At 71.1% G+C, this 23,913-nt stretch carries 21 protein-coding genes and 2 pseudogenes; 16 read left to right on the top strand and 7 right to left on the bottom strand.

The window, feature by feature from the left end; genetic code table 11:
• Positions 1-52: 52 nt before the first annotated feature.
• The 6 genes from ACIQJT_RS13150 to ACIQJT_RS13125 all read right to left on the bottom strand — a co-directional run bounded on the left by ACIQJT_RS13150 (position 53) and on the right by ACIQJT_RS13125 (position 6,143).
• Positions 53-1,042, bottom strand: a complete 990-nt coding sequence (locus ACIQJT_RS13150) for a zinc-dependent alcohol dehydrogenase family protein (RefSeq protein WP_365462310.1) — start codon at positions 1,040-1,042, stop codon at positions 53-55.
• The gene (locus ACIQJT_RS13145) at positions 1,039-1,878 is read right to left on the bottom strand and encodes a carbohydrate ABC transporter permease (RefSeq protein WP_280852232.1); all 840 of its coding nucleotides are present in this window, start codon (positions 1,876-1,878) and stop codon (positions 1,039-1,041) included. The genes ACIQJT_RS13150 and ACIQJT_RS13145 overlap by 4 nt, the downstream gene beginning before the upstream one ends.
• Complete coding sequence (locus ACIQJT_RS13140; RefSeq protein ID WP_402642845.1) at positions 1,875-2,813, bottom strand: carbohydrate ABC transporter permease; 939 nt, start codon at positions 2,811-2,813, stop codon at positions 1,875-1,877. Before ACIQJT_RS13140 ends, ACIQJT_RS13145 begins: the two co-directional genes overlap by 4 nt.
• Positions 2,810-4,183, bottom strand: a complete 1,374-nt coding sequence (locus ACIQJT_RS13135; protein WP_365462306.1) for a sugar ABC transporter substrate-binding protein — start codon at positions 4,181-4,183, stop codon at positions 2,810-2,812. The genes ACIQJT_RS13140 and ACIQJT_RS13135 overlap by 4 nt, the downstream gene beginning before the upstream one ends.
• Before the next feature lie 76 nt (positions 4,184-4,259).
• Positions 4,260-5,027, bottom strand: coding sequence for a DeoR/GlpR family DNA-binding transcription regulator (locus tag ACIQJT_RS13130; protein ID WP_053852744.1), 768 nt, complete (start codon positions 5,025-5,027; stop codon positions 4,260-4,262).
• Positions 5,028-5,333: 306 nt separating this feature from the next.
• The gene (locus ACIQJT_RS13125; RefSeq protein WP_365462304.1) at positions 5,334-6,143 is read right to left on the bottom strand and encodes an NAD(P)-dependent oxidoreductase; all 810 of its coding nucleotides are present in this window, start codon (positions 6,141-6,143) and stop codon (positions 5,334-5,336) included.
• A 154-nt stretch (positions 6,144-6,297) separates the two neighbouring features.
• Between ACIQJT_RS13125 and ACIQJT_RS13120 the strand changes: the two genes are divergently transcribed.
• Complete coding sequence (locus tag ACIQJT_RS13120) at positions 6,298-7,239, top strand: 5-dehydro-4-deoxyglucarate dehydratase (RefSeq protein WP_365462302.1); 942 nt, start codon at positions 6,298-6,300, stop codon at positions 7,237-7,239.
• The gene (locus ACIQJT_RS13115) at positions 7,236-8,396 is read left to right on the top strand and encodes a hypothetical protein (RefSeq protein ID WP_402642839.1); all 1,161 of its coding nucleotides are present in this window, start codon (positions 7,236-7,238) and stop codon (positions 8,394-8,396) included. Before ACIQJT_RS13120 ends, ACIQJT_RS13115 begins: the two co-directional genes overlap by 4 nt.
• Here the strand turns inward: ACIQJT_RS13115 and ACIQJT_RS13110 are convergent.
• Complete coding sequence (locus tag ACIQJT_RS13110) at positions 8,333-9,535, bottom strand: MFS transporter (RefSeq protein ID WP_402642836.1); 1,203 nt, start codon at positions 9,533-9,535, stop codon at positions 8,333-8,335. The two genes, ACIQJT_RS13115 and ACIQJT_RS13110, sit on opposite strands and share 64 nt — an antisense overlap.
• Positions 9,536-9,661: 126 nt before the next feature.
• On the opposite strand from ACIQJT_RS13110, the gene ACIQJT_RS13105 reads away from it, so the two are divergent.
• The 14 genes and pseudogenes from ACIQJT_RS13105 to ACIQJT_RS13040 all read left to right on the top strand — a co-directional run bounded on the left by ACIQJT_RS13105 (position 9,662) and on the right by ACIQJT_RS13040 (position 23,870).
• Positions 9,662-10,246 (top strand): TIGR03086 family metal-binding protein, encoded by a 585-nt coding sequence (locus ACIQJT_RS13105; protein WP_365462296.1) that lies wholly within the window; start codon positions 9,662-9,664, stop codon positions 10,244-10,246.
• Between the two features lie 28 nt (positions 10,247-10,274).
• Positions 10,275-10,376, top strand: a pseudogene (locus ACIQJT_RS13100) (MBL fold metallo-hydrolase); the annotation flags it as partial.
• Between the two features lie 91 nt (positions 10,377-10,467).
• Positions 10,468-10,712: pseudogene (locus tag ACIQJT_RS13095) on the top strand (MBL fold metallo-hydrolase); the annotation flags it as partial.
• A gap of 214 nt (positions 10,713-10,926) precedes the next feature.
• Complete coding sequence (locus tag ACIQJT_RS13090) at positions 10,927-11,583, top strand: GntR family transcriptional regulator (RefSeq protein WP_365462292.1); 657 nt, start codon at positions 10,927-10,929, stop codon at positions 11,581-11,583.
• Positions 11,580-12,491, top strand: coding sequence for a dihydrodipicolinate synthase family protein (locus ACIQJT_RS13085; protein ID WP_365462290.1), 912 nt, complete (start codon positions 11,580-11,582; stop codon positions 12,489-12,491). The genes ACIQJT_RS13090 and ACIQJT_RS13085 overlap by 4 nt, the downstream gene beginning before the upstream one ends.
• A complete protein-coding gene (gene araD, locus ACIQJT_RS13080; RefSeq protein ID WP_402642832.1) occupies positions 12,488-14,218 on the top strand; it encodes an L-arabinonate dehydratase in 1,731 nt (576 codons plus the stop codon). Before ACIQJT_RS13085 ends, araD begins: the two co-directional genes overlap by 4 nt.
• Before the next feature lie 149 nt (positions 14,219-14,367).
• The gene (locus ACIQJT_RS13075; protein WP_365462286.1) at positions 14,368-15,303 is read left to right on the top strand and encodes a sugar ABC transporter permease; all 936 of its coding nucleotides are present in this window, start codon (positions 14,368-14,370) and stop codon (positions 15,301-15,303) included.
• Positions 15,300-16,196: a carbohydrate ABC transporter permease gene (locus tag ACIQJT_RS13070; protein ID WP_402642830.1), complete on the top strand. Its 897-nt coding sequence runs from the start codon at positions 15,300-15,302 to the stop codon at positions 16,194-16,196. The genes ACIQJT_RS13075 and ACIQJT_RS13070 overlap by 4 nt, the downstream gene beginning before the upstream one ends.
• Positions 16,197-16,548: 352 nt before the next feature.
• Positions 16,549-16,908 (top strand): hypothetical protein, encoded by a 360-nt coding sequence (locus tag ACIQJT_RS13065; protein WP_402642827.1) that lies wholly within the window; start codon positions 16,549-16,551, stop codon positions 16,906-16,908.
• Positions 16,905-18,077: a Gfo/Idh/MocA family protein gene (locus ACIQJT_RS13060; RefSeq protein WP_402642824.1), complete on the top strand. Its 1,173-nt coding sequence runs from the start codon at positions 16,905-16,907 to the stop codon at positions 18,075-18,077. The genes ACIQJT_RS13065 and ACIQJT_RS13060 overlap by 4 nt, the downstream gene beginning before the upstream one ends.
• Positions 18,074-18,919 carry a PmoA family protein gene (locus tag ACIQJT_RS13055; protein ID WP_402642821.1) on the top strand — a complete coding sequence of 282 codons (846 nt, stop codon included), beginning with the start codon at positions 18,074-18,076 and terminating at the stop codon, positions 18,917-18,919. Before ACIQJT_RS13060 ends, ACIQJT_RS13055 begins: the two co-directional genes overlap by 4 nt.
• Positions 18,916-20,442 carry a family 43 glycosylhydrolase gene (locus ACIQJT_RS13050; RefSeq protein WP_365462276.1) on the top strand — a complete coding sequence of 509 codons (1,527 nt, stop codon included), beginning with the start codon at positions 18,916-18,918 and terminating at the stop codon, positions 20,440-20,442. The genes ACIQJT_RS13055 and ACIQJT_RS13050 overlap by 4 nt, the downstream gene beginning before the upstream one ends.
• Positions 20,443-20,475: 33 nt before the next feature.
• Positions 20,476-22,470, top strand: coding sequence for a pectinesterase family protein (locus ACIQJT_RS13045; RefSeq protein ID WP_402642817.1), 1,995 nt, complete (start codon positions 20,476-20,478; stop codon positions 22,468-22,470).
• 56 nt (positions 22,471-22,526) lie between these two features.
• Entirely contained in the window at positions 22,527-23,870 is a 1,344-nt protein-coding gene (locus ACIQJT_RS13040) for a sugar ABC transporter substrate-binding protein (protein ID WP_365462272.1), read from the top strand.
• Positions 23,871-23,913: the final 43 nt, after the last annotated feature.

Raw genomic sequence — 23,913 nt, 5'->3', positions numbered from 1 at the left:
AGCTGTCATGCCCGGTGAACGAGCGAGCGCGCTTTACCGTTCCCTTAATCTTCTACGGCACCACCACGATCTTGCGGCCCACCCCCGACGCGAACTGCTCCAGCGCCTCGGGGTAGCGGTCCAGCGGCAGCCGGTCGCTGATGAAGACGTCGGGGTCCAGGACCCCGGTCGCGAACAGCTCCGCCGCGCGTTCGAAGCTGTGCAGGACCGCCATGGAGCCGGTGATGGTGATCTCCTGGTTGTAGATGCGGTACGGGTCGATCGTCACCCGTGTCGCGTAGTCGGCCACGCCGAACTGGAGGAAGGTGCCGGCCTTGGCCACCCGGTCCAGGCCGTCCTGGATCGCCGCCGCGTTGCCCGTCGCGTCGATCACCAGGTCCCAGCCCTGCGGGCGGTCCAGCTCGTCCGCGTTCCCGGCCGAGGCCGAGACGCCGAGCTTGCGGGCGGTCTCCAGGCGGGCCGGGTTCACGTCGACCACGTCCACGCTCGCCGCGCCGGTCCGCTTGGCCAGCTCCAGCATCATCAGGCCCATGGTTCCCGAGCCGTAGATCAGCACATGGGCGCCCAGCCGGGACCGGAGGACGTCGTACCCGCGGATCGCACAGGACAGCGGCTCCACCAGCGCGGCGTCCTGCGTGCGGACGTGTTCCGGCAGCCGTACGCAGTTGGCGACCGGGGCGACGGCGAACTGGGCCGCGCCCCCCGCCGTGGTCACACCGATCGCGGCCCAGCGTTCGCAGAGGTTGTTGTGGCCCGTACGGCAGTAGCGGCACTCGTGGCAGTACAGGGACGGGTCCACCGCCACCCGGTCGCCGACCGCGAGCTCGGTGACCTGGGTGCCGACGCCGACCACCTCGCCCGCGAACTCGTGGCCGGGCACGATCGGCAGCTTCGGGGCGAACTCGCCCTGGAGGATGTGCAGGTCGGTGCCGCACAGGCCGCACGCGGCGACCTCGACGACGACCTCGCGCGGCCCGGGCGTCGGGTCGGGGACCTCGGCGACGACGGCACGGCCCACGGACTCGATGACGGCGGCCTTCATTTCACGGCTCCCAGCGACAGGCCCTGGACCAGTTTGTCCTGGGCGGCGAACCCCGCGGCGAGCACCGGCAGGGAGATGACGAGCGACGCGGCGCACACCTTCGCCAGGAACAGGCCCTGGCTGGTGATGAAGCCGGTCAGGAAGACGGGGGCGGTCTCGGCGACCACGCCGGTGAGCACCCGCGCGAAGAGCAGCTCGTTCCAGCTGAAGATGAAGCAGATCAGGGCCGTGGCCGCGATGCCCGGCAGGGCGATGGGGGCGACCACGCGCGCGAGGATCGTCGGGAGCCGCGCGCCGTCCACCCTCGCCGCCTCGATCACCGCGACCGGGACCTCGGCGAGGAAGGACTGCATCATCCAGACCGCGATCGGCAGGTTCATCGACGTGTAGAGGATGACCAGCAGCCAGATGTTGTCGAGCATGTCGGTGTTCTTCGCGAACAGGTAGATGGGCAGCAGGCCCGCCACCACCGGCAGCATCTTCGTGGACAGGAAGAAGAACAGGACGTCCGTCCACTTCTTGACCGGCCGGATGGAGAGCGCGTACGCCGCCGGCAGGGCCAGGAGCAGCACGAAGAGGGTCGAGGCCAGTGAGGCGACGGTCGAGTTGATGAGCGCGGGCCAGGGGCTCGCGCCGCCGCCCGTGCCGAAGAACTCGCGGTAGCCGTCCAGGGTGAGGGCGGCGCCGAAGGAGGGCGGGTTGGTGGCCGCGTCCGACTCCGAGTGGAAGGACGTCAGGGCCATCCAGGCGATCGGCAGGAAGAAGACGATGCCCACCAGCCAGGCCACCAGGCCCAGCCCGAGTCCCTTGCGTTTCACGGCGATGGTGCTGCTCATGCGCGGCCGGCCTCCTCACGGAACAGGGACGACACCACGCGCAGGGCGAAGGTCGCGATGATGATCGAGCCGATGACGACCAGGACGCCGGCGGCCGAGGCGAGGCCGTTCTCGTGGGCCTGGTAGAAGCTCTGGTAGACGGTGTAGGGCAGGTTGGCGGTCCCGAGGCCGCCGGAGGTGATGGTGAAGACCGCGTCGAAGTTCTGGACGATGTAGATCGAGCCCAGCAGGGCGCCGAGTTCGAGATAGCGGCGCAGGTGCGGGAGGGTCAGGTACCGGAAGATCTGCCAGTCGCTCGCGCCGTCCACCCGCGCGGCCTCCATCTGCTGCTGGTCGCGGCTCTGGAGGCCGGCCAGCAGGATGAGCATCATGAACGGGGTCCACTGCCAGACCAGGGAGGCCTCGACCGCGAGCAGCGGGGTGTTGGAGATCCAGTCCGGCTGTGGGCCGCCCACATAGCGCAACAGCCCGTTCAGCAGGCCGTATTCAGGGTTGTAGAGCACGTGCTTCCAGAGCAGGGCCGCTGCCACCGGGACCACCAGGAAGGGGGCGATCAGCAGGGTGCGGACCACGCCCCGGCCCTTGAAGCGGCGGTCGAGGAGCAGGGCCAGGAGGAGTCCGAGGACCAGGCTGACCAGGACCACCGTGACCGTCAGCAGGATCGTCGTCCACACCGAGTGGCGCAGGTCCGCGTCGGTGAGGACCTCCTGGTAGTTGTCGACTCCGGTGAAGTGGCGGGCCTTGGGATAGAGGGAGTTCCAGTCGAAGAACGAGATCACCACCGTGGCCACGAAGGGCAGTTGGGTGACCACGATCATGAAGACCAGGGCGGGGAGCAGGGGGGCTCGGGTGGCCCAGGCGCGCAGTCGGTTCGAGGGCCGGCGCGCGGTGCTCACGGGGGTGGTGGCCGGCGGGGCCATGGTCGTGGCGGTCATCGTCCCTCGTACTCCTCGGAGATCTTCTCGGCGATCCGCTGGGACTTCTTCAGGGCCGACTCGACGGACTGGCGTCCGGCGATGGCCGCGCTGATCTCCTGGGAGACCCTGGTGCCGAGGTCGGTGAACTCGGGGATGCCGACGAACTGGATGCCGGGCGCGGGGCGCGGCTGCACACCCGGGTCGTTGGGCCGGGCCTGCTCGATGGCCTGCTTGGTCATCTCCTGGAAGGCGGCGGCCTCCTTGGCGTAGGCCGGATTGGTGTACGTCGAGGCCCGCTTGCCGGCCGGGACGTTGGACCAGCCGATCTGCTCGCCCACCAGCTGCTCGTACTGTTTGCTGGAGGCCCAGGAGACGAACTTCCACGCCTTGTCCGGGTTGCGGGAGGCGTCCTGGATGCCCCAGGCCCAGGTGTAGAGCCAGCCGGAGGACTCCGTCTTCTCCACGGGGGCGGGGGCGTAGCCCACCTTGCCCTTGACCGGGGAGCCCTTCGCCTCCAGGGAACCGGCCGCCGAGGTGGCGTCGTACCACATGGCGACCTTGCCCTGGGTCATGTTGTTGAGGCACTCGGCGAACCCGGACTGGGCGGCGCCGGACTCGCCGTGCTCGCGCACGAGGTCGACGTAGAACTTCGTGGCCTGCTCGAAGGCGGGCGAGTCGAGCCGGGCCTTCCAGCCCTTGTCGAACCAGGTGCCGCCGAAGGTGTTCACGACCGTGGTGAGGGGTGCCATGACCTCGCCCCAGCCCGGCAGGCCGCGCAGGCAGATGCCCTTCATGCCGGGCTCGGCCCCGTCGGCCTTCGCCGCCAGGTCCGCCACCTGCCGCCAGGTGGGACGGGCCGGCATCGTCAGGCCCTTCTGCTCGAAGACGTCCTTGCGGTACATCAGGAAGGACGACTCGCCGTAGAAGGGCTGGCCGTAGAGCTTGCCGTCGTCACCGGTCAGCGACTGGCGCATCGGAGCCAGGACGTCCTTCTCGTCGTACGAGGGGTCCTTGGCCACGTACGAGTCCATCTCGTGCAGCCAGCCGTTGCGGGCGTAGATCGGGATCTCGTAGTTGGACAGGGTCGCCACGTCGTACTGGCCGGCCTGGTTGGCGAAGTCCTGGCTGATCTTGTCGCGGACGTCGTTCTCGGGCAGGACGGTGAAGTTGACCTTGATCCCGGTCTCCTTGGTGAAGTGGGCCCTGGTCAGCTTCTGCAACTCGGTCATCTGGGGGTTGTTGACCATCAGGACGTTGATGGCGTCACCGCCCGACCCCGCCCCGCCCGCGCCGACCCAGCAGCCGGACAGCAGCGGGGCGAGCAGCGTCCCTGCGGCGGCCATGGCGAGCGTGGCTCGCGGTGGCCGTCGTCGGCTCTGGGTTCGCATGGATCGCTCCTGGACATAGGGGGATATAAGGGGCACCACTGGTCGTCGGTGGCCCGTGGAGGTGTCGGTTCGAGATTCAGGCCCTGATGACCTGCGGGCCCAGCAGGGAGTACCGGTGTGCCTCCGAGGCGGGCAGCAGCGTGCTCGTCACGATCGCCTCCAGCGCGCCGATCTCCGCGAAGCGGCAGAAGCTGACCGCGCCGAACTTGGTGTGCACGCCCGCGAACACCGTGCGGCGTGCCGCACGGATCGCCTGTGCCTTGACCTCGCTGACCGCCGGGTCGGGGGTGGTGAGCCCGTGTTCGCGGGAGATGCCGTTGGCGCCGATGTAGGCGAGGTCGAGGACGAAGCCGGCCAGCATCCTGGTCGTCCAGTGGTCGACGGTCGCCAGGGTGCCGGGGCGGACCCGGCCGCCGAGCAGCAGGACGGAGGTGTTCTCGGCCCCGGCGAGTGCGCCGGCGACCGGGAGGGACGCGGTGACCACGGTCAGCGGCCGGTCCCGGGGCAGGGCTTCGGCGATGAGCTGCGGGGTGAAGCCCTCGTCGACGAAGACCGTCTCGGCGTCCCCGAGCAGCTCGGCGGCGGCGGCCGCGACCCTGCGTTTCTCGGGCACGTGGCTGGTGGCGCGGAAGGCGAGCGTGGTCTCGAAGCCGGCGCTCTCCACGGGGTAGGCGCCGCCGTGCGTACGGCGGACCAGGCCGTGGTCCTCCAGGGCGCGGAGGTCTCTGCGCACCGTCTCCTTGGCGACGCCGAGTTGTGCGGCCAGGGTATTGACGTCCACGGCGCCTGTGGTGCGGGCGGCACGAACGATCTCCCGCTGGCGTTCTTCCGCGGTTCTGGTCATTCGGTCACCCGCTTTCCTGTCGTGCGCTGCCCGTTCGGGCGTCTGCAGGAAGTTGTACAGCGGGCGGGGTGTGGTGACCAGGTCTGTTGCTCGGGTGATAGTGACCGCGTGTGCCCGTTCGGGCGGAGCGCGCCTCCTGGTTCGGGTGGTTCGGTCGTACGGCGGCTGCCGGTGCGTTGTGGCTGGTCGCGCGGTTCCCCGCGCCCCTGGGGGTGCCGCTTCGCGCCTGCCCCCCACCTTGTTTGTCGTGCCCGGAACGACTGAGGGCGGGCCCGTTCTGTGCCCGCCCGTCCGTGCGTCGGTGTCTCAGTACGGCCAGATCGGCGGGTCCGTCACGAACTGGCCGCCCAGGTAGGCGTGTGCCTCGTTGCCCTCCTGGAGTTCGCCCTGTTCGGCGATGAGCTTCTCCGCGTAGGGCTCGGAGTCGTCCTGAGGCTCGTAGCCGAGGGCCCGCGCGGTGGTCAGGTCCCACCACAGGCGGGTGTTGGCGGAGGAGCCGTAGACCACGGTGTGGCCGACGTCCTCGGCGGTCAGGGCCGCGTGGAAGAGGCGGGCGCCGTCGGCGGGGCTCATCCACACCGAGAGCATCCGCACGCTGGTGGGCTCGGCGAAGCAGGAGCCGATGCGCACGGAGACCGTCTCCAGGCCGTGCCGGTCCCAGTAGAGCTGTGCGAGGTCCTCGCCGAAGGACTTGGACAGGCCGTAGAAGGTGTCCGGGCGGCGCGGGGTGTCGACCGGGATGAGCGGGTCGCCGTCCCGCGGCCGGGGGGTGTAGCCGACGGCGTGGTTGGAGGAGGCGAAGACGATCCGTCCGACGCCCTCCGCGTGCGCGGCCTCGTACAGGTTGTACGTGCCCTCGATGTTCGCCTTGAGGATCTTCTCGAAGGGGGCTTCCAGGGAGATGCCCGCGAGGTGGATGATCGCGTCGACGCCCCGTACGGCCTCGCGCACCGCGTCCTTGTCGGCGAGGTCGGCGACGACCGCGTCCGGCTCGCCCTCCACGGGCCGCAGATCGAGCAGGCGCAGTTCGTACCCGTAGCCCGGGAGCAGATCCCGCATCAGGGTGCCGAGCCCGCCGGCGGCACCGGTGAGCAGAACGGTACGGGGAGCGGGCATCCGCAAGTCTCCTTGAACGGGCTCATGAGTACGGTATTCACATGCGTGGACAAGTTAGGGATCGTTTCTTGACTTCGTCAAGGGTGGCGCGAGTCGTGTTCATAAATATAAACTCTGATCAGTATTCTGCATGCCACTTTAGGGAGAGCCTGTGATGCCGTCCGCCGACCTCGCCCACCGACTCGGCATCCCCAGCGGGCCGCTGTTCTTCCCCGTCACCGCCTACGGCCCCGACGGATCCCCCGACCTCGCCGTGTACCGCGCGCACGTACGCCGAGGCGTGGACGCCGGGGCCGCGGCCGTGTTCGCCTGCTGCGGCACCGGGGAGTTCCACGCGCTCACGCCCGAGGAGTTCGAGCAGTGCGTCCGGGCGGCCGTCGAGGAGACGGCGGGGCGCGTACCCGTGGTCGCGGGCGCCGGGTACGGCACCGCGCTCGCCGTCCGGTACGCGCGGCTCGCCGAGGCGGCCGGGGCCGACGGACTGCTCGCCATGCCGCCCTACCTCGTCGTGGCCGGGCAGGAGGGACTGCTGCGGCACTACCGCGAGGTGGCCGCCGCGACCGCGCTGCCGGTGATCGTCTACCAGCGCGACAACGCCGTCTTCACCCCGGAATCCGTCGTCGAACTGGCCCGTACCGAGGGCGTCATCGGCCTCAAGGACGGCCTCGGCGACCTCGACCTGATGCAGCGGACCGTCAGCGCCGTACGCACCGAGGTGCCCGGCGACTTCCTCTACTTCAACGGACTGCCGACCGCCGAGCAGACCCAGCTCGCCTACCAGGCCATCGGCGTCCCCCTGTACTCCTCCGCCGTCTTCTGCTTCGCCCCCGAGATCGCCCTCGCCTTCCACCGCGCCCTCGCCGACGGCGACCGGGCGACGGCCGACCGTCTGCTCGACGGCTTCTACCGGCCCTTCGTCGAACTGCGCGCGCAGGGCCGCGGGTACGCCGTCTCCCTGGTCAAGGCCGCCGTCCGGATGCGCGGCCTCGACGTGGGAGAGGTCCGCCCGCCGCTGCACGAGCCGGGCGCGGACCATGTGAAGCAGCTCGCGGAGATCATCGAGCGCGGGTACGCGCTCCTGGAGGAGGCACAGTGAAGGCGTCGGCGTTCGTCTACCCCTGGGACGTCAACGGGGACCCGGAGGCCGCGGCCCGCATCGCCGGGCTCGGCGTGCGGCAGGCGACCCTCGCCTCCGCCTACCACTCCACGCGCGCGCTGACCCCCCGCCACCCGCGCCACCGCATCGTCACCGCCGAGCACGCCGCCGTCCTGTACCCGACGGACGCGCGCTGGGAAGGGCGGGACCTGCGTCCGTACGCGGCCGGTGACTGGGCGCCGGGCGACGCCTTCGGAGCGGCCTGTGCCGAGCTCTCCGGGGCCGGTCTGGAGGTGCACACCTGGGTCGTCCTCGCGCACAACTCCCGCCTGGGCGCCGAGCACCCGGACACCTCCGTCGTCAACGCCTACGGCGACCGCTACCCGTGGGCCCCGTGCATCGCACAGCCCGCCACGCGCGCGTACCTCGTCGACCTCGCCGTGGAGGCGGCCGTGCGCCCGGGCGCGGCCGGCACCGAACTGGAGTCCCTCGGCTGGTACGGCCTCCAGCACCTGCACGCCCACGACAAGACCGGCGGGGTCCCGCTCGGTGACGCCGGGACGTACCTCATGGCGCTCTGCTTCTGCGGGACGTGCCGCGAGGGGTACGGCGAACAGGGGCAGGACGCCGACGCGCTCGCCGCCGCCGTCCGCGCCGCGCTGGAGCCGCTGTGGCGGGGCGCGCCGGACGACGGCGGCTGGGCCGGCGTCGAGAAGCTCCTGGGCGCCGAGCGGGCGGCGGCCACGCGCGCGTGGCGGGACGAGACCGCCCGCACGCTCCAGGAGAGCGCGGTCCGGGCCGTTCGCTCGGCCGCCCCCGAGGGTTTTCAGATCCTGCTGCACGCCGACCCCGTGACGTACCACGTCGGCGCCAACGCGGGTGTCGACCCCGAGCACGTCCTGTCCGTCGCCGACGGGGTCGTCGTGCCCTGCGCGGGCGGGCCCGACCTGCTCACGCCCTTCGCCGGGATCCGCGAAGGCGCGGTCGTCGCCGCCAACTTCCCCGTGGTGTCGGGCATGGGCGGCAGCCCGGGCACGCTCGCGGCGGACGTGGCCCGCGCGCGCGAGGCCGGGGCGAGCGAAGTCCGGCTGTATCACGCCGGGTTGGCGTCGGACGGCGACCTGGACGCGATCCGCTCGGCCCTGGCCCGCCTCTGAAGCAGCGGGACCGACGAGGCCAGCCACACCACGCCCATGACGGCCGACAGCGGCCGCTGGTCGACCGGTTCGACCAGGGCCGCGCCCACCGCGAGACCGAGCACGTTCGGGGCGAACACCAGGGTGTTGGCGGTGGCGACCGCACGGCCCAGCAGCGCGTCCGGGGTCTCGCGCTGCACGGCGGTGAGCGCGGCGACCAGCACACAGGGCAGGCCCAAGCCGACGGCCGCGCTGCACACCAGGGCCAGCGGGTCGGACGGGACCGCCCGCAGCCCGGCGGCCACGGCGGTCAGGACGATGCCGTACACGGCGAACCGGCGGCCGCCCAGCCGGCGCAGGGCGGGTCCGGAGAGCAGCCCCACCGCCACCGAACCGGCGCCCTGCACGGCGTACAGCGCCCCGGCGTACGCGGGGGAGTGGCCGAGTCCGTCGATCACGGCGTACATCAGCGCGCCGTTGACCCCCGCGCACAGCATGGTGCCGGCGCCCGCCAGGATCAGGGGGCGGAGCGCGGGGTGGGCCCAGATGTGGCGCGCGCCTTCGACGAACGGGGTGCGCCGGGACGGCCCGGGTTCGTCCTCCCGGACACGCAGGCCGCGGTACAGGAGTGCGGCGAGTACGAACGTGGTCGCGTCCAGCAGGGCCACCGCCGGGCCGCCCCAGAGGGCGTAGAGGCCCGCTCCGGCCAGGGGCGCCACCAGTTTCATGCCCTCGTTGACCGCCGTCCGCAGCCCGTTGAAGTCGCCGAGCAGGGACGGGGCGACCGCGCCGGCGACCAGGGCCGACTCCGCCGCGTCGAGGACGACGCCCGTCGTGCCGTACACGAGGAGGACCGCGAGGACGACCGCGACCCGTTCGGTGAGCAGGACCGGCAGCAGGGCCGCCATCAGCAGGTTGCCGCCGATCAGCAGCGGCTTGCGGCGGATCCGGTCGGCGATCGTGCCGAGCAGCGGGCCCGCCAGGGTCGGCAGCCACATCGCGAGCATGGACAGCGCGGCGAGGCCGTCCGAGCCGGTGAGGTCCTTGACCCAGACGCCGGACACCAGCCACAGGGCCGAGGTGCCGAAACCGGAGACGAGCACTCCGGTGAGACAGAGCCTGGCGTCGCGGTCGTGGAGCACCGCCCATGTCTTCGTCATGCCTGCCCATCGTGCGTCTAAGGCCCCCGCGACGGGATGGGGCAGCTTCCCTAGAACGCGGGCGATGAGTTTTCGCGGCGGCGGCGGTCCACCCCTCACCACACCGTGAACCCTGAGGAGCCCCGCATGACCGTCCCGCCGCTGGACCTCGGACCGCAGACCCGCGTCATCGCCCTGCTGGCCGAGGGCGTCACCGACGAGCAGCTGGGGAACGCCACGCCGTGTCCCGAGTACGCGGTGCGCAACCTGCTCGGCCACCTGCTCGGTCTCTCCGCCGCCTTCCGCGACGCCGCCCGCAAGGACCTCGGCGCCACCACCGACACCCCGCCGACCGACTCCCTCCCGGACGTCGGCCCCGGCTGGCGCGAGGAGCTCCCCAAGGTCCTCGACGAGCTCGCCGCGGCCTGGCGCGACCCGGCCGCCTGGACCGGCATGACCCGCGCGGGCGGTGTCGACCTGCCCGCCGAGGTCGCGGCCGCCGTCGCCGTCGACGAACTGGTCGTCCACGGCTGGGACCTGGCCATGGCCACCGGCCAGCCGTACGACCCGGACCCCGCCGCGCTCCGGGCGACGTACGACTTCCTCCAGGCGTCCGCCGACGACCCGAGCCGGGACGCCATCTTCGGCCCGATCGTCCCGGTGCCCCAGGAGGCACCGCTGCTGGAGAGGGCCCTGGGCCTGAGCGGGCGGAACCCGGGCTGGACGCCGTAGACGCCGGGGCCACCGTGCCGCCCCTCAGCCGGTGTGGGTGGACGCCGGACCCGGCACCTTCGCGGAGTTGCAGCGGCACACGGATGCCTCCCGGCTGACGGCGATCCGGATCTCCCGCCTGCACGCGGACCTTCCCCAGTCTCGACTGCGCTCGACCGGGCGGTGCCCCCGTTCTTCGGGCCTAGGCGAAGGCGTAGACGGCGGCGAGGGGATCGGCGACGACCTTCCACCCCCTGTACGACGGCCACGAGACCCGGCACTGGCACCTGCGGCCGGCCGCGCGGGCCGTCGTGCACGACACCGAGGCGTACGGTCTGCGCGCCGAGTGCGCCGGACGCGTCCTCGCCCACTCGGGGGCAGCGGACCCCGCGCCGCCCTGATCGAACTCGCCGTCGAGTCGGACGTGTTCCTGTGCGAGGCGGACATCGACCGGCATCGCGAAGGCGAACAGGTTCATCTGACCCCCTAGGACGCCGGACGCGCGCGGCCGCCGCCTTCGTGGGCGCCACCCGGCTCGTCCGACGCGGCCGCGGCGCAACGTCGACTTCCTCTGCCGGAAGCATTGACGAAACAACACCGTCCTCTTACCTTCAACGCGTCGTACTTCGTACGTCATATATGAGACGCGATATGCGAGATCAGATACGCAAGATCCGATACGCGAGATCCGAGAGGCGCGCATGACCTCTGTGCCCACGCCGATCCCCTCCCGCACGCAGTACGTGCTGGAGGAGATCAAACGCCGCATCCTCACCGGGCGCCTGACGCCTGGTCAGGCCCTGGTGGAGACCGAACTCGCCGCCCAGTTCGGGGTGTCCAAGACCCCGGTGCGCGAGGCGCTCAAGACCCTGGCCGGGACCGGGCTCGTCGTGATGAGCCAGTACAAGGGCGTCACGGTGCGCATGGTGGACGCGGACATGGCGCGCGAGGTCTACGACGTCCGGCTGCTCCTCGAACCCGAGGCGCTCAAGCGGTCCGTACGGCGCGGGGCGTCCCTGGAGGCCGCGCGGGACGCCCTCACCCGGGCCGACGACGCCACCGACACCGCCGAACGCTCCCTCGCCAACCGGGAGTTCCACCGCGCCCTCTACCTGCCCTGCGGCAATCCGCTGCTCGGCCGGATGCTCGACGAGGTCCGCGACCAGGCCGCCCTGGTCTCCGCCGTCGCCTGGGCCGCCTCGCCCTCCTGGGACCGGGAGGCGGGGGAGCACCGGGAGATCCTGCGGCTCGCCCTGGCCGGCGACGCGGACGGCGCGGCCCGCGCCCTGCACGCCCACATCGCGTCCTTCGTGGAACGAGCGTTCCCCGGAGTGCTGGACCAGGAAGGCCAGGAATGAGCAGCGAGAGCTTCGAGACCCAGCGGGCGGCCCTGGCCGACGTGGTGGCGATCCCGGTGACCCCGTTCGCCGAGGACGGCAGCGTCGACCAGGACACCCACCGGGCCCTGCTGCGCCGGCTGCTCGACGGAGGGATCACCACCCTCACCCCCAACGGGAACACCGGCGAGTTCTACGCCCTCAGCCCCGAGGAGCGCCGCCTGGTCACGGAGTTGACCGTCGAGGAGGCAGGGGACCGGGCGAACGTCCTCGTCGGCGTCGGCCACGACGTCCCCACCGCCGTCGCCTCCGCCCGGCACGCCAGGGAACTCGGCGTGGGCATGGTCATGGTCCACCAGCCCGTCCACCCGTACGTCTCGCAGGGTGGCTGGATCGACTACCACCGGGCGATCGCCTCGGCCGTCCCGGAGCTGGGGGTCGTCCCGTACATCCGCAACGCCCAGCTCGGCGGCGACCGCCTCGCCGAACTCGCCGACGCCTGCCCCAACGTGATCGGCGTGAAGTACGCCGTGCCGGACGCGGCCAGGTTCGCCGCCTTCGCCCGGGACGCGGGACTGGAACGCTTCGTGTGGGTCGCCGGGCTCGCCGAGCCCTACGCCCCCTCCTACTTCTCGGCGGGCGCCACCGGCTTCACCTCCGGGCTCGTGAACGTCGCCCCGGCCGTCTCGCTGAACATGATCGAAGCGCTTCGGTCCGGTGACTACCCGGCCGCCATGAAGATCTGGGAGCAGATCCGCCGCTTCGAGGAGCTCCGGGCCGCGAACGGCTCCGCCGACAATGTCACCGTCGTCAAGGAGGCCCTCGCCTCCCTCGGCCTGTGCCGCCGCGAAGTGCGCCCGCCCAGCCGTGAGTTGCCCCCGAGCGAGCGCGCCGAGGTCGCCGCGATAGCCGCCGGGTGGTCGATATGACCGACAGGAAGCGTCCCGAAGAGCTCAGAAGCCACCAGTGGTACGGCACCGAGGGCCAGTTGCGCACCTGGTCGCACAACGCCCGGATGCGCCAGCTCGGTTACGAGGCCGAGGAGTACCGGGGCCGGCCGGTGATCGCCGTCCTCAACACCTGGTCCGACATCAACCCCTGCCACGTCCACCTGCGCGAGCGCGCCGAGGCGGTCAAGCGGGGAGTGTGGCAGGCGGGCGGCTTCCCGCTGGAGTTCCCGGTCGCCACCCTCTCCGAGACCTACCAGAAGCCGACCCCGATGCTCTACCGCAACCTCCTCGCCATGGAGACGGAGGAGCTGCTGCGGTCGTACCCGATCGACGCGGCGGTGCTGCTCGGCGGCTGCGACAAGTCGACGCCCGCGCTGCTCATGGGTGCGGCCTCCGCCGACGTCACCTCGGTGTTCGTGCCCGCGGGGCCGATGCTGCCGGGGCACTGGCGCGGGGAGACCCTCGGCTCCGGCACCGACATGTGGAAGTACTGGGACGAGCACCGCGCGGGCAACCTGACCGACTGCGAACTGCGGGAACTCCAGGGCGGGTTGGCGCGCTCCCCGGGGCACTGCATGACCATGGGGACCGCGTCCACGATGACCGCGGCGGCGGAGACCCTGGGCATGACCCTGCCGGGTGCCTCCTCGATTCCCGCCGTGGACTCCGCGCACGAGCGGATGGCCGCGGCGTCCGGGCGCCGCGCGGTCGAGCTCGCCTGGACCGGGCTCAGGCCGTCCGAGATCCTCACCCGCGAGGCCTTCGAGGACGCCGTCACCACCGTGCTCGGGCTCGGCGGCTCCACCAACGCGGTCATCCACCTGATCGCGATGGCCGGACGGTGCCGGGTCCCGCTCACCCTCGACGACTTCGACCGCATCGCACGGACCGTGCCGGTGCTGGCGAACGTCCGGCCCGGCGGACAGACGTACCTGATGGAGGACTTCCACTTCGCCGGCGGTCTGCCCGCCTTCCTCTCCCGGATCACCGACCTGCTCCACCTGGACCGGCCGACCGTCAACGGCACCCTGGGCGAGCAGATCGCGGGGGCCGTCGTCCACGACGACGACGTCATCCGCACCCGGGAGAACCCGGTCGCCGGCGAGGGCGGGGTCGCCGTCCTGCGCGGCAACCTCTGCCCGGACGGTGCCGTCATCAAGCACATCTCCGCCGAGCCGCACCTGCTCAAGCACACCGGGCCCGCGGTCGTCTTCGACGACTACAAGACCATGCAACGCACCATCGACGACCCGGCGCTGAACATCACCGCCGACAGCGTCCTGGTGCTGCGCAACGCCGGCCCCAAGGGCGGACCCGGCATGCCCGAGTACGGCATGCTGCCCATCCCCGACCATCTGCTCAAGCAGGGCGTGCGGGACATGGTCCGCATCTCCGACGCCCGGATGAGCGGGACGAGTTACGGCGCGTGCGTCCTCCATGTGGCTCCGGAGTCGTACGTCGGCGGCCCGCTGGCCCTGGTCCGCACGGGTGACTCGATCACCCTGGACGTCGAGGCACGAACCCTCCGACTCGACGTGGACGACGAGGAGTTGGAGCGCAGGAGGGCGGAGTGGACGCCCCCGCCCACCCGCTACGAGCGCGGCTACGGCGCCCTCTACAACGACCAGATCACCCAGGCGGACACCGGCTGCGACTTCGAGTTCCTGGCCAGGCAAGGCAAGGTCCCCGACCCGTATGCAGGGTGACTGCTCCCACCCTTAGGGGCGCGGGGAACCGCGCGACCGGCCACAACGCACCCGCACCCGCCACTCAACAGCAAGTGGCACCCGACGCACAGCGAGAAAGCGCTTACCGCACCACGTACGCAAGCCGCACCGAGAACGGAGACCCTGTCATGGCCCAAGCCGCAGCCGTGGCGAAACCGCCGGCGCCACCCCGGCGACGCCATGCCTCCGCCACGCCGCGCAGGCTGCCGTACCTGCTGATCGCACCGGCCGCCCTGCTGATGCTGGGCTTCATCGCCTACCCGGTCATCAGCGTCTTCTACTACAGCCTGCAGAACTACAACCCCACCAAGCCGTGGCGCAACGGCTACGCGGGCCTCGACAACTTCGTCCACATCTTCACCGAGGACCCGCAGTTCTGGGACACGCTGACCTTCAGCGCCAAGTGGGTCCTCGTCGAGGTCGGACTCCAGCTCCTGTTCGGCCTCGCGCTCGCACTGATCGTCAACCAGACCTTCGTGGGCAGGGCGATGGGCCGCGCGCTCGTCTTCTCCCCATGGGCCGTCTCCGGCGTGCTGACCTCCGCGATCTGGGTGCTGCTCTACAACTCCCAGACCGGCATCACCCGTTACCTCGCCGACATGGGCATCGGCTCCTACGGGACGAGCTGGCTCTCGGACACCTCCACCGTGTTCTCGGCGGCGGTCGTCGCCGACCTGTGGCGCGGTGTCCCCTTCTTCGCGATCCTCATCCTCGCCGACCTCCAGTCCGTCTCGAAGGACCTGTACGAGGCCGCCGAGGTCGACGGGGCCAGCCGCGTCAAGCAGTTCTGGCACATCACGCTGCCCCACCTGAAGGACGCGATCATCCTGTCCACACTGCTGCGCGCCGTGTGGGAGTTCAACAACGTCGACCTGCTCTACACCCTGACCGGCGGCGGACCGGCGGGGGAGACGACCACCCTCCCGCTGTACATCGCCAACACCAGCGTCGACGCCCACAACTTCGGCTACGCGTCCGCCCTGACCACGGTCGCGTTCGTGATCCTGCTCTTCTGCTCGATGGTGTACCTGCGGCTGAGCAAGTTCGGAGGCGGTTCCAAGTGATCACCAAGGAGGCCACGGAGGTCGCCCCCGCCCCGGTGCGCGAGGCGCCGGAACCGGTCCGCCCGGCGAAGCACCGCCGTTCCTGGGACGAGGTCCCGCGCTGGCACATCTACCTGCCGCTGTCGGTCTACCTCGTCTTCACGCTCATCCCCTTCTACTGGATCCTGCTCTTCGCGCTCCGCCCGGCCGGCTCGACCTCGCTCGTGCCCTGGCCGATCACCTTCGACCACTTCGAGAAGGTGTGGACGGAGCGGGCCTTCGGCACCTACTTCGAGAACAGCGTGTACGTCGGGCTTGCCACCCTGGTGATGACGACCCTCGTCGCCCTGGCCGGCGGCTACGCCCTCGCCCGGTTCGACTTCAAGGTGAAGAACGCGTTCATGCTGGCGCTGCTGTGCTCGCAGTTCGTGCCGGGCGCGTTGCTCCTGGTGCCGCTGTTCGAGATCTTCGCCGAGCTGAAGATGATCAACTCGCTGGGCAGCGTCATCATCGCCGAGACCGTCTTCCAGCTGCCGCTGTCGATGATCCTGATCAGCAACTTCATCAAGAACGTGCCGTACTCCCTGGAGGAGGCGGCCTGGGTCGACGGCTGCAACCGGCTGACGGCGTTCCGGATCGTCGTCCTGCCCCTTCTCCGCCCCGGCCTGATCGCCGTCGGCTCCTTCGCCTTCGTGCACTCCTGGAACCACTTCCTGTTCGCCCTGATGTTCCTCAACAACCAGGACAAGCAGACGATCCCGGTCGGCCTCAACACCCTGATGAGCGCCGACAGCGTCGACCTCGGCGCACTGGCCGCCGGCGGCATCATCGCCGCGGTACCCGTGGTGATCGTGTTCGCCTTCATCCAGAAGTGGCTGATCACGGGCTTCAGCGCGGGGGCGGTGAAGGGATGAGGCTCCGTCGGATCAGCGGAACGTGTGCGCCGGCCGCCCCGGTGACCGCCGGTGACCGCCACGACCACGCGGTCGGCCACGGGACCGCGCCCGGCCGGACCGGCTTCCGGGGCCAGTGCCCCGAGCAGAGCGGACAGCATCTCGGGGTCCCGGCTTCGACCAGCGGGCCGGCGGTGGCCTTCGGCGGTGCCCGTGGGATCAGGGGTCGGACCGCGGAGGTCTCCGCGCGGTGCGGGGTCCGTGCGCGGGCCGGGGCGGCCCACGCCGGTCGAGTAGTCGTGGCGGCCGACGTGGGCCCGATGCCCTTGCGGCGAGCCGGGGCCGCCGAGCGCGACAAGGCGGTGACGGCGAAGTGAGACTCCGTCGGATCGCCATGGCCGGCCTGGTACTGGGTCTGGTGGGTGTCGCCGTCCGAGCCGAGGGACGTGCCGTCGGCCGCGTCCTGCTGGGGCTGGGCGATGCCCGGGTGCCGGAGGCGAGGGGCGTGTCCGTCGCCCCTGGTTCCGGTGCGGGGTCGCTCCACCGGAACGGCACCCCCGCCGACGGCAGTCCCCTGGACCCGCTCGCCGTCCACAGCGCCCGCGACGCCGGCAGCGAGCGCGGCCTCACGGCGGACGTCGGCCGGACGCCTACCCTGCACACAAAGATCGACAGCGGCGACGCGGCCGACCGGCAGGTGGCGCGCGGCGCGGGCGCAGGGAGGATCCCATGAACACCGAGAAGACCACGGGCACCGTGGACATCGTCCTGGCGGGCGCGCGCGGCCACGGCCGCTGGCACCTGGAGAACATCCGCCGCCTCCAGGACAAGGGGATCGTGCGGCTGGCGGGGATCTGCGAGCTGACCCCGCTGACCGGCGAGGAGATCCCCGAGGGGCTGGGCACGCCCGAGCAGTCCGCCGACTTCGGCGCGCTCCTCGACTCCACCGGCGCCCGGATCGCGGTGATCTGCACCCCGATCCCGACCCACACCGACCTGGCGCTCGAAGCCGCCCGCCGAGGCGTGCACATCCTGCTGGAGAAGCCCCCGGCACCGTCGTACGCGGAGTTCCGCCGCATGGCCGACGGGGTCGCCGCGGCCGGGGTCGCCTGCCAGATCGGCTTCCAGTCGCTGGGCTCGCACGCGGTGCCCGCCATCCGCGAGCTGGTCGAGGAGGGCGCGATCGGCGAGGTGACCGGGATCGGCGGGGCCGGTGCCTGGGCGCGTGCCGAGGCGTACTACCGGCGGGCGCCCTGGGCCGGCAAGCGGCAGATGAACGGCGTCGACGTGATCGACGGCGTGCTGACCAACCCCCTCGCCCACGCCGTCGCCACCGCACTCGCCCTGAACGGCACCACCCGGGCCGAGGACGTCACCCGGATCGAGACCGAGCTCCTGCGCGCCAACGACATCGAGTCCGACGACACCTCCTGCGTCCGCGTCACCACCGCGAACGGCCGCACGGTGACCGTCGCCGCGACCCTGTGCGCCGAGGACCCGGACGAGCCGTACGTCGTCGTGCACGGCAGCCACGGCCGGATCACCTACTGGTACAAGCAGGACCGGGTGCTGCTCCAGCGGGCCGGGCACGGCCCCGAGGAGTACGAGTACGGCCGCACCGACCTGCTGGAGAACCTGGCCGACCACCTCACCGACGGCGACGAGCTGCTGGTGGTCCCGGAGGTGACGGGCGCCTTCATGAAGGTCGTCGAGGCGATCCGGCTGGCCCCGGACCCCACCCCGCTCCCGGCCGGCGCCTGGCACCTGCTCCCCGACGAGGACCGCCGCGTCGTCCCCGGCATCGACGGACTCGTCGCGGCCGCCGCCGACAACCTCGCCCTCTACTCCGAGCTGGGCGCCGACTGGGCCCGGCCACACGAAGCGAACGAGGTGAGCACATGACGACCCCCGATTCCCCGGTCCTGCGTGTCGCGGGCCGCCCGGTCGGCCGCTACGTCACCCGGCCCGAGCTGCCCGCCCGGCTCTCCCCGCGCCCCTATCTGCACCCGGTCACCACCCTGGCCGGCACGGCTGTCACCGAGCTCAGCCCGGCCGACCACGTCCACCACCTCGGCGTCGGTGTCGCCGTTCCCGACGTCGAGGGGCACAACTTCTGGGGCGGGCGCACCTACGTCCGCGACCACGGCCCGACCGAGCTCGACGACCACGGTGCCCAGCGCCACCACTCCTTCCAGCTCCGCGACCCGGACGGCTTCGTGGAGGAACTGCGCTGGGTCGCCGCGGGGACGGAGCTGCTGCGCGAGCGCCGTACCGTCGCCGCCACCGAACTGACCGGTGCCGCCTGGGCGTTGGACTTCACCTTCTCCCTCACCAACGTCACCCGTGCTCCCCTTTCGATCGGCAGCCCGGCCACCAACGGCCGCCCGGGCGCGGCCTACGGCGGCTTCTTCTGGCGGGCCCGCAAGGAGCCGCACGCCCCGGACGTCTTCACCGTCGACCGCGAGGGGGAGGAGGCGGTCCACGGCACCCGCGCCGACTGGGTGGCCCTCTCCGGAGCCGGCTGGACCCTGGTCTTCGCGGGGGCCACCGACCGGACCCGCCGCGATCCGTGGTTCGTGCGCGCCGACGAGTACCCGGGGGTGGGCTCCTCGCTCGCCCACGAGGCGAGGCTGCCCGTCCCGCCCGGGGAGACCGTCGTACGGCGGATCGTGACCGTCGTCGCCGACGGACGCCTGGCCCGGCTGGAAGCGGCCGCACTGGTACGGAAGGCGGTCAGCCAGTGACGCCCACGAAGACGGACCCGCCGACGACGTACACGAACCCGGTCCTGAACGCCGACTGGTCCGACCCCGACGTCATCCGGGTCGGCGACGACTTCTACCTCACCGCCTCCAGCTTCGGACGCGTCCCCGGCCTGCCGCTGCTGCACTCCCGCGACCTGGTCAACTGGACCCTGATCGGCCACGCCCTCGAACGCCTGGAACCGGCCGGGGAGTTCGCCGGGCCGCGGCACGACTGCGGGGTCTGGGCGCCGTCCCTCCGCTACCACGACGAACGGTTCTGGATCTTCTGGGGCGACCCCGACCAGGGCATCTTCCAGGTCAACGCCCCCGGGATCAGGGGCCCTTGGACCCGGCCGCACCTGGTCAAGTCCGGCAAGGGCCTGATCGACCCGTGCCCGCTGTGGGACGAGGAGACCGGCGAGGCCTATCTGGTGCACGCCTGGGCCAAGTCCCGCTCCGGCGTCAAGAACCGCCTCACCGGGCACCGGATGGACCTCGACGGCCGTGAACTCCTCGACGAGGGCAAGGTGATCGTCGACGGCGACCGGATCCCGGGCTGGTTCACCCTCGAAGGCCCCAAGCTCTACCGGCACGACGGCTGGTTCTGGATCCTCGCTCCCGCCGGCGGAGTGGAGACGGGCTGGCAGGGCGCCTTCCGCTCGCGCGGGTTCTTCGGCCCGTACGAGGAGCGGATCGTCCTGGAGCAGAAGGACACCGACGTCAACGGCCCCCACCAGGGCGGCTGGGTGCGCACCCCGTCCGGCCAGGACTGGTTCCTGCACTTCCAGCAGAAGGGGGCCTACGGCAGGGTCGTCCACCTCCAGCCGATGCGCTGGGGCGCCGACGGCTGGCCGGTGCTCGGCGAGGACGGCGCCCCCGTCGCCGTGCACGCGCGGCCGGATCTGCCGCCGCAACCGGACGCGGCGCCCGCCACCGACGACGACTTCCCCGGTGGACGCTTCGGCCGTCAGTGGCAGTGGACCGCCAACCCGCAGCCCGGCTGGGCCACCCACCACTCGGCTGACGGACTGCGGCTGACCTGCGTCCGCTCGGCCGACGCGCACGACCTGCGCAGACTGCCGAACGTCCTCACCCAGCGGCTGCCCGGCACGCCCTCCATCGTCGAGGTCGAGCTGGAGCTGCACAGTGCGGAGCCGGGGGCGCGCGCGGGACTCGCCGTCCTCGGGGACGCCTTCGGCTGGATCGGACTTCAGCGCGGGGCCGACGGCGAGGTCCACCTCGTGCACCGGTTCGCGGAGGGCGTCGCCGAGGAGGAGCGGGACGCCGACCGTCCGCGACCGGCTCCCGCCGCGAAGGCGCGGCTGCGGATCGAGATCGGCGCGGGCGCCCGCTGCCGGTTCTTCCACGACCTCGGCGACGGCCCGCAGCCCTCCGGGCCCGTCTTCGCCGCCACCCCCTGGCGCTGGGTCGGAGCCCTGCTCGGCCTGTTCGCCCTGGCGCCCGTCGGCGGAGGGCACGCCGGCACGGCAACCTTCTCGCATTTCAGGATCGACCACCTGTAACGCACCTGCCCCGTAGGCCTGTTGGGAGCCGCAATGACGCAGCACCTCCGTAGCAAGCGCTTGCAGAGACCGGGATCCGGCAAGGTCCTGGCCGCTGTGCTCGGCCTGGTGGCCGCGCTGAGCCTCGGGACGATCGGGCGGGCCGAGGCCGCCACGGTCGACAGGGCCCCGGCCGACCAGGTCCGCGCCGACCGCTGGAGCGACCGGGCCCACGGCTTCGCCTCCCTTGCCGGCGGCACCACCGGAGGGGCCGGCGGCAGGGTCGTCACGGTCACCGACCAGGCCGCGCTGGCCGCCTACGCGGCCGCCGAGGAGCCGTACGTCATACGGGTCTCGGGTGCCATAGCCGTCGAGCCCTTCGGCTCGGACATCGTCGTGGCCTCGAACAAGACGATCATCGGCGTCGGCGGCACCGGCGAGATCGTCCACGGCGAACTGCACCTGAACCCCGGCACGCACAACGTGATCATCCGCAACCTGACCATCCGCGACTCGTACGTCGAGGGCGACTGGGACGGCAAGACGACCGACTTCGACGCGATCCAGATGGACACCGCCGACCACGTCTGGATCGACCACAACCGCTTCGAGCACATGGGCGACGGGCTGCTCGACATCCGCAAGGACAGCCAGTACGTCACCGTCTCGTACAACCAGTTCCGCAGCCACAACAAGGCGTTCGGGATCGGCTGGACGACCGACGTGCTCACCCAGATCACCGTCGACCACAACTGGTTCACCGGGACCAAGCAGCGCAACCCGTCCGCCGACAACTGCGCCTACGCCCACCTCTACAACAACTACCTCTCGGCGCAGGTGGCCGACGGGGACCCGGTGTGGACGTACGGGAACTGGTCGCGCGGCCGGACCAGGATGGTCATCGAGAACAGTTACTACGACGGAATCCAGCATCCCTACCAGGCCGACGCCACCGCCGAGTTGGTGCAGCGCGGGTCGATCCTGCGGAACACGACCGGACGGACCGACGCCCGGGGTACGGCGTTCGACCCGCGGTCCTTCTACGACTACCGGCTGGACCCGGCCGCCGCCGTGCCCGCGCTGGTGTCCCGCTTCTCCGGCCCGCAGCAGCGGATCGGGGTGACCCTGCACGTTCCCGGCCACTACCCGACCGTGCAGGCCGCGGTGGACGCCGTGCCCGACGGCAACTCCGTGCCGGTGACGATCGCCGTCGCGCCGGGCACCTACCGGGCCAAGGTGTACATCCCGGCGACCAAGCCGAAGATCGTGCTCCAGGGGACCGGGCAGGACCGGTCCGACACCGTCATCGTCCACGACACCCCCGCCGAGTACGGCGGTTCGACGGGCAGCGCGACGGTACGGATCGCCGCGAACGACGTCACCGCCCGCCACCTCACCTTCAGCAACGACTTCGACGAGGCCGCGGTCGAGCTGAAGGGCGAGCAGGCCCTCGCCATGAAGACGACCGGCGACCGGATCGTCTTCGAGGACACCGCCTTCCTGGGCAACCAGGACACCCTGATGACCGACAGCCCCAGGCTGGACGTGATCAGCCGGGTCTACATCCGCGACTCGTACATCGAGGGCGATGTCGACTTCGTCTACGGCCGGGCGACGACGGTGATCGACAGGTCCGTGATCCGGGCACTGAGCCGCGGCTCGGACTCCAACAACGGGTACATCACGGCCGCCTCGACCTGGACGGGCAACCCGTACGGGTTCCTGATCACCCGGTCGAATGTCGTCAGCGACGCCCCGGACCGGACCTTCCACCTGGGCCGGCCGTGGCACCCCGGCGGTGAACCCGCCGCGGTGGCCCAGGTGCTGATCCGCGACACCGACCTCCCGGCCGCCGTGAAGGCCTCGCCGTGGACCGACATGAGCGGCTTCTCGTGGAAGGACGCCCGGTTCGCCGAGTACCGCAACCACGGTCCGGGCGCGGCCCCGAGCGCCGACCGGCCGCAGCTCGCCGCCGCCGAGGCGAGGACGTACACCGTCACGGACTACCTCAGGGGCACGGACGACTGGGCACCCCACGCCCGCCACTGACTTCCCCCCACGACGTCACATCTCCGCTGGAATCAGAAGAAGAAGAGAGCCGATCAATGAAGATCAGTATCCGCAGAAGCAGGCGCGCTGCCGCAGCCGTCGCCCTCGGGTCCGTCCTGGCGCTGACCGCCACCGCCTGCGGTGACGACGGCAGCGGCGCCGGCGGCGACAAGGGCGACGAGGGCAGCGGCAAGGGCAGGATCGTCTTCTGGGACAACAACGGCGGTGTGCGCACCGACATCTGGAAGGAGATCATCGCCGACTTCCACAAGGCGAACCCGGACATCAAGGTCGAGTACGTCGGCATCGCGTCCACCGAGTACCAGTCCAAGGTCGACACCGCCATCCAGGGCGGCGGTCTGCCGGACGTCGGCGGTGTCGGCGCCGCCATGCTCGCCGGGTTCGCAGCGCAGAACGCCCTGGAGCCGCTGGACGACCGGCTCGCCGACTCCTCGCTGAGCGGCAAGCTCAACGAGGACATGGTCGCCTCGCTGAAGGCGGCCGGGGGCGGCGACGGAACCCTGTACTCGATCCCGACCTCCGCCAACAACGGTGTGCTGTATTACCGGACCGACCTGTTCAAGAAGGCCGGACTGGACGAGCCGACGACCTGGGACAAGTTCTACGAGGCCGCCGAGAAGCTCACCGACGCCAAGAAGAACGAGTTCGGCTACACCATCCGGGGCGGTGCCGGGTCCATCGCGCAGGCCCTCGACGCGATGTACGGGCAGAGCGGGATCACCTCGTTCTGGAACGGCGACAAGACCACGGTCAACGACCCGAAGAACGTGGCGGCGCTGGAGAAGTACGCGGCGCTGTACAAGAAGGACACCCCCGCGGCCGACCTCAACAACGACTTCACCAAGATGGTCGCGCAGTGGGACTCCGGCACCATCGGCATGCTGAACCACAACCTGGGCTCGTACCAGGACCATGTGAAGGCGCTCGGCGTCGAGAAGTTCCGGGGCATCCCGCAGCCGATCGGGTCCGCCGGCAAGCGGGTCCAGGTGTCCAACCCCGTCGACGGGCTCGGCGTGTTCAAGAGCTCGAAGAACAAGGACGCCGCGTGGAAGTTCGTCGAGTTCGCGCTCTCGCACGCGGAGAACTCGAAGTTCAACAAGGCCGCCGGGCAGGTGCCGGCCAACAACGAGGCCGCGAAGGACGCGTGGGTCTCCGAGGCGGAGCCGACGAAGCTGGCCGCCGCCGCGCTGACCGACGGTTCCACGTCGATCGTCCAGCTGCCGTACTACCTGCCTGACTGGAACACCATCTCCAAGGCCGACAACGAGCCGAACTTCCAGAAGGTGCTGCTCGGGGACATGAGCGCGAAGGACTTCCTGGACACCATGGCCGACCAGCTGAACAAGGCCCAGGCCGAATGGAAGGAACAGAACGGCTGAGATCTCGGGTGGTTCCGATCGTGGGGAACTGCGGGTCCGTCGT

Source organism: Streptomyces sp. NPDC091972, assembly GCF_044756385.1.
In the GTDB taxonomy this organism is placed as follows: Bacteria; Actinomycetota; Actinomycetes; order Streptomycetales; family Streptomycetaceae; genus Streptomyces.
This window is presented reverse-complemented; position numbering and strand designations above follow the sequence as displayed.

What these genes read in the sequence shown, in the direction of transcription:
- ACIQJT_RS13150 (WP_365462310.1), bottom strand. Translation starts at nt 1,042, where the DNA reads ATGAAGGCCGCCGTCATCGAGTCCGTGGGCCGTGCCGTCGTCGCCGAG.
- ACIQJT_RS13145 (WP_280852232.1), bottom strand. Translation starts at nt 1,878, where the DNA reads ATGAGCAGCACCATCGCCGTGAAACGCAAGGGACTCGGGCTGGGCCTG.
- ACIQJT_RS13140 (WP_402642845.1), bottom strand. Translation starts at nt 2,813, where the DNA reads ATGACCGCCACGACCATGGCCCCGCCGGCCACCACCCCCGTGAGCACC.
- ACIQJT_RS13135 (WP_365462306.1), bottom strand. Translation starts at nt 4,183, where the DNA reads ATGCGAACCCAGAGCCGACGACGGCCACCGCGAGCCACGCTCGCCATG.
- ACIQJT_RS13130 (WP_053852744.1), bottom strand. Translation starts at nt 5,027, where the DNA reads ATGACCAGAACCGCGGAAGAACGCCAGCGGGAGATCGTTCGTGCCGCC.
- ACIQJT_RS13125 (WP_365462304.1), bottom strand. Translation starts at nt 6,143, where the DNA reads ATGCCCGCTCCCCGTACCGTTCTGCTCACCGGTGCCGCCGGCGGGCTC.
- ACIQJT_RS13120 (WP_365462302.1), top strand. Translation starts at nt 6,298, where the DNA reads ATGCCGTCCGCCGACCTCGCCCACCGACTCGGCATCCCCAGCGGGCCG.
- ACIQJT_RS13110 (WP_402642836.1), bottom strand. Translation starts at nt 9,535, where the DNA reads ATGACGAAGACATGGGCGGTGCTCCACGACCGCGACGCCAGGCTCTGT.
- ACIQJT_RS13105 (WP_365462296.1), top strand. Translation starts at nt 9,662, where the DNA reads ATGACCGTCCCGCCGCTGGACCTCGGACCGCAGACCCGCGTCATCGCC.
- ACIQJT_RS13090 (WP_365462292.1), top strand. Translation starts at nt 10,927, where the DNA reads ATGACCTCTGTGCCCACGCCGATCCCCTCCCGCACGCAGTACGTGCTG.
- ACIQJT_RS13085 (WP_365462290.1), top strand. Translation starts at nt 11,580, where the DNA reads ATGAGCAGCGAGAGCTTCGAGACCCAGCGGGCGGCCCTGGCCGACGTG.
- araD (WP_402642832.1), top strand. Translation starts at nt 12,488, where the DNA reads ATGACCGACAGGAAGCGTCCCGAAGAGCTCAGAAGCCACCAGTGGTAC.
- ACIQJT_RS13075 (WP_365462286.1), top strand. Translation starts at nt 14,368, where the DNA reads ATGGCCCAAGCCGCAGCCGTGGCGAAACCGCCGGCGCCACCCCGGCGA.
- ACIQJT_RS13060 (WP_402642824.1), top strand. Translation starts at nt 16,905, where the DNA reads ATGAACACCGAGAAGACCACGGGCACCGTGGACATCGTCCTGGCGGGC.
- ACIQJT_RS13055 (WP_402642821.1), top strand. Translation starts at nt 18,074, where the DNA reads ATGACGACCCCCGATTCCCCGGTCCTGCGTGTCGCGGGCCGCCCGGTC.
- ACIQJT_RS13045 (WP_402642817.1), top strand. Translation starts at nt 20,476, where the DNA reads ATGACGCAGCACCTCCGTAGCAAGCGCTTGCAGAGACCGGGATCCGGC.
- ACIQJT_RS13040 (WP_365462272.1), top strand. Translation starts at nt 22,527, where the DNA reads ATGAAGATCAGTATCCGCAGAAGCAGGCGCGCTGCCGCAGCCGTCGCC.